The 13,815-nt window shown below is 65.4% G+C and carries 12 protein-coding genes; 5 read left to right on the top strand and 7 right to left on the bottom strand.

Going from position 1 to position 13,815, the window contains the following annotated elements:
* The first annotated feature begins 53 nt into the window (after window positions 1–53).
* Window positions 54–479: a VanZ family protein gene (locus BLR57_RS09495; RefSeq protein WP_139173318.1), complete on the top strand. Its 426-nt coding sequence runs from the start codon at window positions 54–56 to the stop codon at window positions 477–479.
* A gap of 4 nt (window positions 480–483) precedes the next feature.
* Here BLR57_RS09495 and BLR57_RS19705 read toward each other — a convergent pair whose 3' ends face one another.
* Both BLR57_RS19705 and BLR57_RS09485 read right to left on the bottom strand, forming a co-directional pair.
* Window positions 484–1,557, bottom strand: a complete 1,074-nt coding sequence (locus BLR57_RS19705; protein WP_244509972.1) for an Ig-like domain-containing protein — start codon at window positions 1,555–1,557, stop codon at window positions 484–486.
* Between the two features lie 60 nt (window positions 1,558–1,617).
* Entirely contained in the window at window positions 1,618–2,823 is a 1,206-nt protein-coding gene (locus BLR57_RS09485) for an Ig-like domain-containing protein (RefSeq protein ID WP_089697194.1), read from the bottom strand.
* Between the two features lie 560 nt (window positions 2,824–3,383).
* Here BLR57_RS09485 and BLR57_RS09480 point away from each other — a divergent pair.
* Entirely contained in the window at window positions 3,384–4,352 is a 969-nt protein-coding gene (locus tag BLR57_RS09480) for a DNA cytosine methyltransferase (RefSeq protein WP_089697193.1), read from the top strand.
* Window positions 4,353–4,396: 44 nt separating this feature from the next.
* Entirely contained in the window at window positions 4,397–5,458 is a 1,062-nt protein-coding gene (locus BLR57_RS09475; protein WP_170830602.1) for a HaeII family restriction endonuclease, read from the top strand.
* A gap of 11 nt (window positions 5,459–5,469) precedes the next feature.
* Here the strand turns inward: BLR57_RS09475 and BLR57_RS09470 are convergent, their stop codons facing one another.
* Window positions 5,470–7,299 (bottom strand): DNA methyltransferase, encoded by a 1,830-nt coding sequence (locus tag BLR57_RS09470; RefSeq protein ID WP_170830601.1) that lies wholly within the window; start codon window positions 7,297–7,299, stop codon window positions 5,470–5,472.
* A 257-nt stretch (window positions 7,300–7,556) separates the two neighbouring features.
* Here BLR57_RS09470 and BLR57_RS09465 point away from each other — a divergent pair, with 257 nt between their 5' ends.
* On the top strand, window positions 7,557–9,083 hold the full coding sequence (locus BLR57_RS09465; RefSeq protein WP_089697187.1) for a hypothetical protein: 1,527 nt from the start codon (window positions 7,557–7,559) through the stop codon (window positions 9,081–9,083).
* Between the two features lie 23 nt (window positions 9,084–9,106).
* Here the strand turns inward: BLR57_RS09465 and BLR57_RS09460 are convergent, their stop codons facing one another.
* Window positions 9,107–10,687 carry a spermidine synthase gene (locus tag BLR57_RS09460; RefSeq protein ID WP_089697184.1) on the bottom strand — a complete coding sequence of 527 codons (1,581 nt, stop codon included), beginning with the start codon at window positions 10,685–10,687 and terminating at the stop codon, window positions 9,107–9,109.
* 87 nt (window positions 10,688–10,774) lie between these two features.
* Window positions 10,775–11,518, bottom strand: coding sequence for a hypothetical protein (locus BLR57_RS09455; RefSeq protein ID WP_089697645.1), 744 nt, complete (start codon window positions 11,516–11,518; stop codon window positions 10,775–10,777).
* A gap of 291 nt (window positions 11,519–11,809) precedes the next feature.
* On the opposite strand from BLR57_RS09455, the gene BLR57_RS09450 reads away from it, so the two are divergent.
* Entirely contained in the window at window positions 11,810–12,004 is a 195-nt protein-coding gene (locus tag BLR57_RS09450; RefSeq protein ID WP_089697182.1) for a cold-shock protein, read from the top strand.
* 183 nt (window positions 12,005–12,187) lie between these two features.
* Here BLR57_RS09450 and BLR57_RS09445 read toward each other — a convergent pair whose 3' ends face one another.
* Entirely contained in the window at window positions 12,188–13,642 is a 1,455-nt protein-coding gene (locus BLR57_RS09445; protein WP_139173316.1) for a PAS domain-containing sensor histidine kinase, read from the bottom strand.
* Window positions 13,639–13,782, bottom strand: a complete 144-nt coding sequence (locus BLR57_RS19370) for a hypothetical protein (RefSeq protein ID WP_170830600.1) — start codon at window positions 13,780–13,782, stop codon at window positions 13,639–13,641. Before BLR57_RS19370 ends, BLR57_RS09445 begins: the two co-directional genes overlap by 4 nt.
* Window positions 13,783–13,815: the final 33 nt, after the last annotated feature.

Genomic DNA, 13,815 nt, shown 5'->3' with positions numbered 1-13,815 from the left:
GCACCACTGGCCTCGTCGGGTCGTTTATCCGAGTCGGTCGTGTCACGCCACATATGACCCGTCTCCCGACCCCACCGCGGTGGCTCCGGTGGGCTGTCGTCGCTTTCGTCGCCGGAGGAATCTTCGCCGCCTCGGTGCTCGACCCGCCGAGCAGTGGCGTCCCCAGCCTCGGCCCGCTCGGTCTCGTCGGCTTCGACAAGTGGCTCCACACGTTCGCCTACGCCGGTCTCGGCTTCGTCCTCTTCGTCGCGCTCGTCCCGCCGCGCCATCCCGAACGCGCGCTCGTCGCCGCCGTCGTCGCCGCCGCCGTCTACGGTGTCGGCATCGAACTCGTGCAGGGACCGCTCCCGGAGCGCAGTCTCGACGCCGCCGACGCACTGGCCAACGCCTTCGGCGCGCTGGTCGGCGGCGCGGCTGGCATCGTCGCGCGACGGCTGTTGAAACTGGCCGTCCGGCCGACGCAGTATACGCTGGAGTAGCCGCTCATCCCGGCTGCGGACCGCCCTGCTGGAGACTCACGCCGCCCGCGGCGTCGACGAGGAGCGTCGCCACCTCCCGCGGCGGGCAGGCCCACCACGTCGTCGAGAAGGTCTCGCCGTCGCGCTCGACGCGGACCTCGTAGGGACCCGAGTCCATGACGGGCGTGAACTCGACGGTCTCCTCCGGGTCGAGCGTGAGCCGCCGGGAGAACTGCAGCTCGTCGTCGCGGTGGAGACTCACGGTCAACTCCTGTTCGATGGAGTCGTTGTTCGACACGGCGAGCTGTGGCGTCGCCGGGCCACAGCCGACGGCGACCGACTCGTCCAGGCGGACGTGTCGCTGGGGCACTGCGGGCACGGGCCACTCGGTCTCCGTCGAGCGGTCGTCGCTGTCGACGGCGACGGTGTAGGTCCCCGTCCGGTAGCTGATGGGAACCCAGAGTTCCGTCCGTGCGGGCAGCCGGTACGCGGCGTCGAGCACGGTCGACCCGCGCAACGAGACGCTGGTTTCGACCGGCCGCTCGCTGTCCGTCGGATTCTGGAGGACGAGACTGGCCGGTGCGTACCACCGACCCGTCCCGTCGCCGATGAGCGGGAGGTCGTCCGCCTCGACGGCGTCCGAGACCGCACAGCCGGGACGACAGCGGACCGACCGCCAGAAGTCGACGCCGTCGTCGGTCAGATAAGCCGTGAGACCATCGAGTTCTCTCGCCGTCTCCCAGCGGGACGTGATCCGTTCGCCATCCGCCGTCTCCAGGATGACCTCGTACTCCGAGTCCGGAGCGGCGGCGGCCCGAAAGCGGACCTGCTCGCCGGAGAAGAGGTCCGCACTGTCGAAAAAGGAATCCGACCCGTCCACCGCCTCGACGACGACGGTGACGTAGGTCGAGACCGCCCGCGTGTTCTTCACCGCGAGCCACTGTGCGTCCTCGGCTTCGGGTTCCGCCGTCGGCGTCGTCGACGGGGTCGGCGTCGAGGTGGCGGCGTCGCTCGGCCCGAACGGCAGGCGGCCCCCACATCCGGCGAGACCGCTCAGCCCGGCGGTGGAGAGCGAAGCGAGCAGCCGACGGCGTCGCATGGCAGTCCCGTCGGTCCCCGTCGACAAAAGGCTCCCGTCGGTTCCGCTGACCCCTCGGACTCAGTCGGTGAGACTCCCGGTGCGACTGCTGTAAATCCGAAACTCGCCGCGGTCGTCGAGGGCGACGACGACGGTTCCGCGGGGCGGACAGCCGTCCCACGTCACGCTCGCCGCGGCACCGTCGGCGGTCGAGACGGCCAGTTCGACGGACTGCCCGTCGGCGGCCTCGGGCAGCGACACGCCGAGCCCGATCTGCTCGTCGATAGCGAGGTTGTAGCCCTCGGCGACCAGGAGTCTGTCGCCCCGACGGAGCGTCAGCGTGACGGCGTGCGGCCGGTTGTCGCCGTTGACGAGATGGTTGAGTTCGGCGTCGAGTGCCGACTGGGGCGTCGCTGGCTCCCGCACCGATGGGCTGGCCGGGAACGCGACAGCTCCGCCGTCGAGCGCGACACGGACGACCGGCTCTCGCTCGACGTCCCAGCGTCGCCGCTCGCGACCCTCGTCCGTCGCAACGGTCAGGTCGTAGCTCGCGGCGAGCGGCAGAAGCGGGAGATCGAGTCGCATCCCCGGCGGCAGCCGGTAGCCGTGGTCGAGGAGGGTCCGGGAGCCGTCGACGGCGACGACGCCGAGCCGGGCCGTCGTCGGCTCCGTCCCCACGTTGTCGACTACGACGCGCTGGAGACCGTACCGCCTGAGTGCCTCGGCGACCGGTGGCGACGGCGGCGGGCGCGTCTCGCTCCCGGTCGAGACGAGCGGGCAGTCGGGCCAGCCGGTCGCCCGCTGGCGGAGGCGAACCCGGTCCGTCCCGGCGAAGACGACAAGGTCGGAGGTGCCCTCGCTCACGACGAACTCGCCGGAGCTGACCCGGCCGTCGGCGGTGTCGACGGTGACGCGGTAGCGGCCGCGTCCGGCTGCCAACGCTTCGTGGACGACCGTCTCACCGGCCGGGACGGACGCGCTCTCGACCGCACTCGCCCCGCTGTCGACGGCGTCGAGCGCGACTGTGACGTACTGGTCGGCAGCAGCGGTGTTGACGACGTGTACGCCGCGCGGGCGACAGTCCCGAGGCGCGGTGGCTCCCGGTGTCTCGTCTCCGTCAGTGGGCCGGTCGACCTGCGGCTCGGTGTAGGGTTCGACCGTCGGCGCACGCCCCTCGGTCGTCTCCGTCGACACCGCCTCCTCGCCCGACCCGAAGAGCGAACAGCCCGAGAGCGTGGCGAGTCCGGAGAGACCCGTCACGGCAGTGAGGAGGCGACGGCGGTGCATCGCTCCGGGGTTCGGCGGGGCCGCGCAAAGCTCTGCCCCCTCCACCGCGGCGGGTTGGGCCGACTCATCCACACCGGCCCGGACATCGACGGCCGCCCGTGCGTCGCCAGCGCGGGCCTGTCGCTCGGTGCTGGCGGTTGCGACGCTGGCAACGCAGCCGAAAGACGAAGCGGGAGGGCAGACAGGGTCGGAGACGGCGCCAGCGGGGACCGCCGTGTTAATCTCACGACCGTCTGCGTTGGTATCCAATCCTGCCGATGGCAAAAATCCCTTCATATCGGAGTTGAATTTTATCTCTGAGGCGACAGTCCGGGCAGACGACGCGTCCGTCGTCGGACGGACGAGCGGTCACGACCGATGACGGGTGGATACGAGCAGTCGTGGCTCGCGACGGAAGCGAAGGCACCGGTCCTGCTCTTCCACAGCCACGAGCCACGAGCACACGTTCGGCGTGCCGCTGACGCGGGAGACCGCAGGTGACCCCCCGTCGATTACACGATGTTTTTATACCTCACTGGACACATTAGCGAACGAAATTGCCACCACAGCAGCACTCACATATGGACCCAGACGACTTCACCTTCATCGACCTCTTTGCGGGTATTGGCGGCATTCGGATAGCCTTCGAGCGCGCTGGTGGCGAGTGTGTCTTCTCGTCCGAGATCGACGACATGGCCCGTCAGACGTACGAAGAGGCCTTCGGTGAGGTCCCCCACGGCGACATCAAAGAGATTCCTGCAAGCGAGGTTCCGGATCACGACATCCTCGTCGGCGGCTGGCCCTGCCCGTCGTTCAGTATCATGGGAGACAAAGAGGGGATGGACGACGAACGTGGCGCGTTGTTCTTCGAGATCGAACGCATCCTGAAAGAGAAACAGCCCCACGCGTTCATGCTGGAGAACGTGAAGCATCTCAAAGGGATCGACGGTGGCGAGGTGTACGAGTTCATCGAGTCCCGACTGGAGGACGCGGGATACCACGTCTCTTCGAAGGTGTTGAACGCGCTGGATTTCGGACTGCCGCAGAAGCGAGAGCGAACGATAATCGTCGGCTTCAAAGAGAATTACAAGTTCCGCATCCCCGAACGGAACGGTGAATCGCGGGACTTAGACGACGTTTTACTCGACGATGCGGACGTCGACGAAGAGTACGAAGCGACGGATTACATCAAAGAGAAGCGACAGGACGCGGTGAAAGACGAGCACGTCTTCTCCCCCTCGGTCTGGCACGAGAACCGCTCCGGCAACATCTCGATGCTGCCATACTCGTGTGCCCTCCGTGCCAATGCATCACACAACTACTTGCTCGTCAACGGCAAACGGCATTTCACGCCGCGAGAGATGCTCCGACTCCAGGGATTCCCCGAGGATTTCGAGGTCACTGGCGCGTACACGAGAATCCGAGAGCAGGTCGGTAACTCGGTGCCGGTTCCGATGATCGAAGCAGTTGCGAAAGAGATGATCCGGACGATCCGTCGCGGCGAGATAAAGGACGATACCCAGCAGGCGACGCTCCCGACTGGGGAGTGAGCATACCCGGAACAGTTAACGTATCAGGGTGTCGCTACGTTTCCGTGAGCGAACAAGCGGCCAAAGCAGAACTCGATTCTCTCATTAGTGACGCTCGGTTTCGATGCTACCGTCCGATCCGTGTCGCGGAGGTTCTCTATAAATCTCGAACCCAGTCGGATATCACCATCACCAACCCCGAAAGCTACCGCGTCGCGAGCAACAACTGGCGCGACGAGATGTCGCGGAGACTGACTGGCAAGGGCTCTACCTCCTCACAGTCCTATCAGAAGGACTTCAGCAATCTCATCAGTGCGGACAAGCTGCAGACACTCGACGACGTCAACTCCGCCAACGACGGCATCGTCGAGAACTACATCTATCGCCAACTGAAATCCAAGAAGTGGAACGGGCTGATCGCTGCCCAGGAGTACGTCACGTCGACGGCCGTCGACGAGTTCAGCTTCAGCGAGTATATGGGGCTCACGAAGGAGAGCGGACTCGAAGAGGACGCGATGCTGGAGATTGCGGTCTACGCGCTTTTCAAGGCGATCACGCGCGAACTCGACGCGAAAGCCACACTCGAACTCGGAAACCCGAACGACGAGATACTCCACGAGTTCGACAGCTTCGTACACACGTTCTTGGGCTTGAGCCCCGGTGAGACGTCGTTCGAGACGCTAGTCGACATCCACCGCGCTGGCAAGGGGACGTACGCAGCCGACAAAGGGATCGATATCGGGACGAACTTCGGGACGATGGTCCAGGTCAAGCACATCTCGCTCAACGAGAAGAAGGCCAAAGAGATCGAAGACACCGCGTACGTGAACAGAGTCGTCGTCGTGTGCCGAGAGGCCGAGCGAGACGTCATTCGGAACGTCACCGACCAACTCGGCTACGAGCGGGTCAGCGGCATCGTCACCATCGAGGAACTGAACGGCTGGTACGACCGAGCGTTCGAGACGTTCCAATCGGCCGTCGGCTCCAAGATACTCAGCGACCTCCGCCGTGCGTTCAAAAAGGAGTTCCAGAGCGGCGACTGGAGAGTGCCGAACGTCGACGAGCTGCTGGACGAACGCGGCTACGACGAGTCACAGCTGACCGGCATCTGGAGCGATAGCTCGTAACTGTCGGGTCTTCATTCTACGTACCACAGCGTCTGCTCGACGACGACGTCCTTGTACGGCCGTTCGTACTCCAGTGTCTTCGCTTCGAAGTGTCGTTCGAGCGTCTCGACCAGCGTCTCGAAGTCCAGGTTGTCGACCGACCGCCGGTTGTTCAGCGCGAAGCCGACGACACTGCTGTAGATTCCCCGCGCCGTCCGCCTGTCGGTCTTCTCCGCCAGTTCCGGCAGGAGCTGTCTGACGTGGCGAACGATCTCGTCTTCCGTGAGGCTCTCGCCGATCTCCGTCGGGTCGTCCACGTTCAGACACGCGACCATCACGTCCTGTCCGACTGCCCCCTCGGACGTGATCTGTTGGAGCGTCGGCTGCTGCTTGTCGAACGTTGCGAACTGTGCGATCACGAATCCGGCGTCGCGCAGCGACTGTTGGAGTGCGTTCCAGACCTCGGCCTTCGAGTTGTTGAACACCAGCGTCATCCAGTGGTCGTCTTTCAGCACCCGCTTGATCTCGGCGAACGACTCCCGCATCAACAGCTCGTAGTCCGCGACGTCTTTGTCCTGCTTCGAGTTGACGATGGCTTCCAGTTCGACGTCCGTCTTCCGCCCCAGCCACGACTCCCAGACGAAGTTCATCTCGCTGTAGTTGATGTTCGCTCCGAACGGCGGGTCGGTGAACACGTAGTCCACGGAGTTGTCGGGGAGGAATCCCATATCGGTGGCACTGCCGTTGTGCACACGCAGGTAGTTGTCGAGATCTTCGGGATACTGCTCGTAGAGTTCCGTCTGGGCTTTGACGATGTCGTTCGCCTTCCGCGAGTACGTCACCCAGATGTTCTGCTCGCGGTGGAACGTCGGGACGAACAGCGTCGCGCTGTTTCCCGCTCCGCCCCAGGGACGGAACGCGTGCTTCCGTGTCGTCCGGTTTGCGATTGCCGTGAAGACGAACTCCAACTTCTCGCGGACGGCGTCTTCCTCCCACCGCTGTATCTCGTCCCAGAGCTTCGCCATCGCCAGGAGCGCGCGGTCGACGTAGAACTTGTCGACGGACGTCAGCCCCTTCTGAATCGGCTGTCGGGTGTTGTATCCGTCGGGGAAGTCGTCGGTGGGATACCAGAGCTCCGTCTCCTCGAGCGTGTCGCTGACGTCCTCGAGGAGCTGTCTGTCGGCCTCGTCCGGCTCTTTGAGCCCGTATTTCCGCCCGAAACAGGGGGTACATTTGTATTCGATTCGGCTGACTTCGATGCCTCTGTACTCCGGGTCGGTCTTGGTGAGACTCGTCTCGCAGGCAGGACAGTCGAACTCGTCGCGGACGAACCCGTTTTTCCGCTCCTCGACTTTCTCGTCGATGACCGCTGGCTCCCAGAGGTTGAACGTCTCTCCGCAGTGCGGACACTCTCGAATCTCGGACCAGATCGTGTTCTTGATCTCCCGTGTCTCGCCACAGTCCGTACACTCCGTGGTGTAGAGCCACTCGAAGAAGTCCGCAACTTCCGCCTCGAGTTTGTCGACGGCGAGTTCGAGTCGGTCCGGGTCTATCGGCGTGTTGTAGTTGTACGCGATATGCGTGGCCGCGGACCCCAGGTCGTTCAAGACGACGCGCCGGGACTCCGACAGGGCGGCGATGCCGGTCATCCCCGAGCCACAGAACGGGTCGAGCACCAGGTCGCCGGGGTCGGTGAAGTGGTCGATGTAGGGGCGAATCCCCTGGGGCGGAACCTTCGTCCAGTAGGAGTGTGCCTGATAGAGAGTCGTGTTCTTTCCGGCGTCGACGTCGACAGCGTATGGTTCCTGTCGACTGTCGGCAGAGTCGTTGATGAGTGCAGAGAGATCCGTCGATGTAATCACCGAGCGTGTGTGCCGCGAAGCGTCCGCAGACGGCGTGAAAAGAGTGTCCTGATACGAGTCTCCAGCCATTATTACCTTGCACCGATGTCCGTGACGGTGCTACCTGTATCTTGCTGTGCGGACCTGTCTGCTGCGTTGTCTCGCCGCGTGGAACGTCGCGAACCGACGTGCGACGGCCCGCCCGTTCCGTCCGTTCCCTTCCTCCCGAGGACCTCTGCGACCCCAGCACTTATGACCGCAGAACCGCCGGGCCAACCATGGACTTGTCACGGAGGAAGATGTTGTCGCTCGGTGCCATAACCGGGCTCGCAGGCTGTAACGCGCTCGGTGGCTCGAACGACGGGAACAGTGTGGCTGGCGACGCCGGCAGTTCGGACGCAGTTGCCCAGCAGGACGGCCAGTATTTCGACGAGGACGGAGCGTTGACCGCACCGGTGAACAACGAGACCGTCGCGACCGACTCGGTCTCGCCGAACGTCGGCGCGGGCTTCGAACTCGTCGCCTATCGCGACGGCGAGACGGCGTACGTCGTCGACGGTCTCACCCGAGAAGTGCTCTACAGCGGCGACGACATCGGGACCATCGTCAACCAGGTTCAGGAGGACTTCCCGCGAGGCGTGCATCTCCACCTGACCGACCTGTTCGAGTATTCCGAGAACATCGTCATCTCGACACCGATGAAGCTCACCGGCGAGCGCGCGGTCACGAACTTCTCGAAACAAGGGGCCGACGCTATCGCGGTCGACCCGGTCGGCCTCAAGTTCACGGGCAGCGGCGTCGCCGTAGCGGTCTACAACGGCGAACAGGGCGTCCGGGGTGTCCACGTCGAGGACCTGTTCGTCCACGCCGAGAGCGGGACAGTCGCGTTCCGACTGTTCGGCGAGACGGCCGGCAGTACGTACAGCCCCTTTGCGGACTCGATCTTTCACAACATCGTCACCGAGGGCGGGAGCGAGGCGGGCATCGAACTCGTCGGGAGCATCTTCAACTGTACGTTCGGCGACCTCCGGGCGTTCGGGGCCGGCGGCCACGGCATCTGGCTGAACGTGGGCGAGGGTGGCGGCTTCCCGGGACTCAGCACGTTCTCCCTCCTCCGATCCAAGTTCTGCGACGGCGACGGCGTCCGAATCGACGGTATCGGACTCAGCGTCGTCGACCGGATATACACGAACTTCGCGAAGGGCCGCGGTGTGTATCTCGGGATGGAGGGGACCGACACCGTCTTCCATCGGATCATGGGCGAGGTGAACGAGGGGGCGGACGTCGAAGTGGACGAACTCCTCGGCGGGCGGATCGACCGCATATACGGCCGTGGCGGCGAGCCGGTTCCGCCGTCTATCGACTACCAGGGTCCCGCCGTCCGTCTCTCGATGTACGACGGCTCTATCGGCGACGTACTGGCGCAGGCGGGTGACCTCGTCGTCGACGGTCTCCAGGCGGGTTCGGAGATCGAGTCTCTCGAACTCCAGAACGGTGCCGAACTCGACATCGCCGCGAACTCGGTGTTCGACTCGGAGATTCACCAGATTCGGACCGAAGGCGACTCGAAGCCGACGTTCAACGAGGCGACGCTCACCGACGACGGCCGCGGGCAGGTCCGGTTCAACTTCGACACTCGGTTCACCGAGCCGCCGACGCTCAGCTTCGGACGGCGCGGCGGCGGCATCGAGGACGTTTCGTACGCCAAGACGAGCGCGGACGGACAGTTCTACGCCGCCGACATCGAACTCGCCGAGACCGGCGGGACGGTCGACGTGACCGCCGAGATGAGCGGCAAGCTCTGACGAGCGACGCAGGGAGCGACAGGTCAGCCAGCCACTCTGACGGTACTCACGTCACTACTCGCCGTCTCGTTCGTCTCCTCCAAGACGTACCGCTGGCCGACCATCGGGTCTAACAGTGCGTCCACTGGTGCGCGGTCGTCCCGTAGGAGCGGCACGTCCTCGGTCCGCGGCGGTTCCTGATAGGTCCGGATCTCGCTCGCGAGACCGATTCCGATATCCCGCTTTTCGTTCCGCGCGAGCAGCTGTTCTTCCGTCAGCCGCGTCTCGTTTTTCGTGGCGATGACCTCGATGTTCTGGACGACCGCGCCGCCGCTCGTCGGGAAGCTGTAGACCTGCGGATACACCTGTGAGATGGTCTTGTACTCGGCGCGGTAGAACTGCGAGGCCGGGCCGCTCGGCGCGGAGATGAGGTTCGCAAAGAGGACGCCATCGTCGGAGAGGCGGTCGTTCGCGAGTTCCATGAACTCCTCCGTCGTCAACTCGAAGGGAACCTTGTCCTTGCGGTAGGCGTCCAAGACGATGAGGTCGTACGTCTCGTTCGTGTCGCGGAGGAACTGCCGTCCTCCCTCGTTGTAGATGTTGAGCTTCGCTGACTCCTCGACGCCGAAATACTCCTTCGAGACGCGGATGACTTCGGGGTCGATCTCGGCGACGTCGACGGTGACGTTGTAGTCGTGGGCAAAGCGTTTGGGACCGGTGAAGCCGCCGCCGCCGACGAACAGTACGCGGTCGACGTCGTCGGTCATCAGGAGGGGGAGATGGAAGTAGCGCGTGTAGCCGAAGACGTGTCGCTGGGGGTCTTCGAGATCCATCGCGCTGTGGCGTTGGCCGTCGAGATAGAGGGTCCGGGTGTCGCCGAGGTCGACCACCTGGAGTTCCTGGTAGGGCGTCTGGGTCTCGTAGACGACGCGACCTTCGACGCTGATCCCCGCCGCGCCGCTGCCGGCCGCTGCGACGAGCAGCAGGGCGACGAAGCCGTTGACGATGATCTGGTCTTTGTTCAGCCGCGGCCCGACGAGCGCGATGGCCGTCGCGACGGAGATGACGCCGAAGACGAGCGCGATCTGGTCGATACCGAGCGAGGGAATGAGGAAGTAGGTCGTCGCGAACGCGCCGACGATGCTGCCGACCGTCCCGAGCATGTAGACGTGGCCCGAGGCCTCGCCGATGCCCTCCTTCGACGACAGCTCGGCGGCGTAGGGGCTGATGTAGCCGAGGAAGTAGGTCGGCGGGCCGAACAGCAGGATGATGGCCGGCAACGAGGCGAAGCGACTGGGGAGCGGGAAGCCGATGGTCGCCCGGAGGAGGAGGTCGCCCATGAAGATGAGACCGGCGACGTAGGCCGCGGTGAGGAGGAAGACGCGGGCCATCCGGCCGTTGGTCGCGCGTGTCGCCGCCTGCTTCCCGCCGCGGTGGTAGCCGTAGCTGAGTGCGGCGAGGAAAACGCCGATGATGCTCCCCCAAGTGTAGATACTGCTGCCGAACTGGGGGGCGATCATCCGCCCGGCGAGGATCTCCAGGCCCATGCTGGCGACACCGGAGACGAAGACCGCCAGCTCCGGCTTCGTCAGTCGGAGGGCGTCCAGCGAACGGGTCGTACTCATAGGGAGGCGAAAGGGCGGCACCGCAATAACCCTTTGACCCGAGGAAGGTGCGAGACCGACCGGGGACAGCGAGACGACACGACGGGGTCAGCGTCCGTCCACGGGCGTATCACACCGCAGACACAGCACCGTGTCGGCGACGTAGTTGACGTCCGAGGAGCCGCAGTCGGGACACTTGAACTGGCCGACGCCGTACTCCGTCGACCCGCGGGGGGCGTGGAGCTTGCCGTCGTCGACCCGCTTCGCCACCATCGAGGCGAGACGGCTCCGCTTGAACCGCACGCGGTGCGTCAGTGCCTGCTGGGGCGCGGAGCCGTGGAGGTCGTCCCACTGGACGTCGTCGGGCCGCGAGAGCTGGAGGACGGTATCCGTGCCAGCTTGCAGGAGCGGCTCCGTCGTCCACGAGACGGGGTCGTCGGGTGCGGCCTCCTCGTAACCCGACTCGGCGCGGTCGTAGGCGGCACGCGCCTTGTCGTCGTCGCCAGCGACGGTCCGAAAGTCGCCGACCCATTCGTGGCAGGCGGCTTCGGCGACCGGGTCGTCGAGGAGATGGTCCCGGTGGTCGCCCGCGACCATGATACCCTGTCCGGCGCGGTTGCGGGCACGGTCGTCCGCGCCGTCGACGCGGTGACAGACGGCCGCGAGGAAGAACGCGCCGAGTGGGTAGCCGACCCAGGTGGCCGTCTCGGGGTCGTAGACGTCGCGGCGGCGACCCTGCAGCCCGGCGAGTTCGGCGTAGGCAGCGCGGGCGTAGCTGTCGGCGGCGGTGTCGTGGCGGTCGGCACCGAGCGCGCGGATGGCGGTGTCGCGGTACGACAGGTCCTCGTCCATGGCGGAACTCGGGACCCGACGACACAGGCGTTGTTGGTAGCGGCAGACGGTGAGTCGGTGTTCGTTCCACGACGTCTGGGCAGTCTCCGTGACCGGCGGCGACACCGAACTGCGGATTCATCGGAATTCCTTGCTGGTTGTTCCGAGACCGACAGCGATTCGCCGCAGAACACGAGAAGTAGACAAAGTTGTTCTATTATGCAGCTAGTGTAGACGTTCGTCAATTCAAATCCGGATTTAGAAAACGAATACCCAAGTCTTATCCGTGTGGTCGGGCTGTGTTTAGTTGCAATGGCAAACGGTAAGGTTGATTTCTTCAACGACACAGGCGGCTACGGTTTCATCTCGACGGACGACGCAGACGACGACGTGTTCTTCCACATGGAAGACGTTGGCGGCGAGGACCTCACCGAGGGGACCGAGATCGAATTCGACATCGAACAGGCCCCGAAGGGCCCGCGCGCGAAGAACGTCGTTCGACAGTAACTAATCTCGCATAGTCGCCTTTGGCGACACGTGTGATTTTCATTCTTCGAAAACTCGCCCGGTGAGCGGACGCGCTGTGCGGGCGGAGACGACCGGGACGTCCGAGACACTCGAGACGCCCGAGACCAGACGGTTCGGATACCGACGACATCACCCCGAGCGACGGCTTTGGGGGAACAGAACTCAGGTGGTCGGCTCCTCGGCCGACAGCCGCCCTGTCGCTCGCGGAAGCGTCAGGACGACCTTGGTCCAGCCGTCGACCCGCTCGTAGTCGACGCGGCCACCCGCGGACTCGACGACCCACTTCACGAGCCACAGGCCCAGCCCGGAGCTGTGGTCGAGCTGTGTGAGATGGCCGTCGCCGAATATCGCCTCCCACTCGGCGGGCGGAATCCCCCGCCCGTCGTCGGCGACGGTGACGACGGCGTCGCGACCGTCGACGACGGCCGAAATCCGAACCGTCGTCGACGGCCCGGTGTGTTCGAGTGCGTTCTCGAGGAGGTTAGCGGCGGCCTCGCGGACCGTCGCAGTGCCCGAGACAGGGAGCCGCGACGGCAGGTCGGTCTCGATGGTCGCGTCGGGAGCCGCCTGCCGGGCCGCGTCAGCGACAGCCCGGAGATGGGCGGCGACGTCCGTGCTCTCCCGTCGCGACTCGTACTCGACGACGTCCGCGGCCGACCGGGCCTTCTCGCTCGCGGCCAACAGCTGTTCGGCGTGGTCCGCGATCTGTGCGGCCGCCCGCTGGACCGACGGGTCGGCCGCCGCCTCTCGTATCTCGTCGGCCCGCCCGAGCACGACGTTCAGCTCGTTTCGCAGGTTGTGCCGGAGCACGCGGTGGAGCACCTGGAGATGTTCGCGCGACTGCTTCTCGGAGGTGATGTCGGAGTAGATGGCGAAGCCGCGTTGGTCGCCCGGAGCCGCCTCGAACGGGATGCCGTGGTACAGGAACTCCCGGCGACCCCACGCGGTCCGGCGGGTCACGATGGCGCGGTTCGCTCTGCCACCGGCGGTCCGGCGGTCGAACTCGGTCGCCTCGCCGTCGCAGTCGTCGGGGACGATGAACTCGTTGAGCGACTCGCCGACGATTTGGTCGGCCTCGTAGCCGAAGACGTCGACGAACCGCGAGTTGACGGACCGCACGACCGGCTCGCCGTCGACGACCTCGACCTCGACGACGGGATCTCTGATCAGTTCGAACAGCCGTCCGAACCGCTCTCGTTCGCTCTCGACGCTCGCCGCCGTCCGGTCCGTCGCCCGTGGCGTCGGCTCCGACGCTGTCGGCGCAATCGGTTCCGCGGCCGACGACTTCGGAGTGTCCGGTGTCGCCGAGACTGCGGCGGCCGCTGTCGCCTCGCTCGCCGTGAACGTGCCGAAAACGAGCGCGGGGTTCGCGACGAGTTCGAGGTCGCCCTCGACGACAGTGTCCCCGTGGCCTCGGAGCCGACAGCGACAGCGTCGTCGCTCGCACTCACCGCTGCCGACCGCGTCGAGCGCGTCGCGGACGGCTTGCCTGTCGTCGTCGTCGACGAGACTCGCGAGCGACTCGCCCGCGAGCGCGTCCGGGTCGGTCCCGACCGACGTGGCGAAGGTCGTCCCGACCGACGACAGCCGTCCCTCGCCGTCGACGACGAACGTCACTGGACGACCCGGAGAGCGGGCGGTCGCGGCTGCGGTCGGACGTGGACTCGGACGCGGACTCGGCCGCCGTCGTCGGCTTCGGACTGCGTCGGGCCGGCCGTCTCCCCGGACATCTCGGCCGTCGGCTCAGACCGATGCATGGAGAGTCACGAGTGGACATCCGTCCTCCTTTC

Origin of the sequence: Halogranum gelatinilyticum (assembly GCF_900103715.1) — an archaeon.
GTDB classification, from domain to species: domain Archaea; phylum Halobacteriota; class Halobacteria; order Halobacteriales; family Haloferacaceae; genus Halogranum; species Halogranum gelatinilyticum.
Note: the sequence above shows the minus strand (reverse complement) of the source record. Positions and strands in the feature narration are given on the sequence as shown.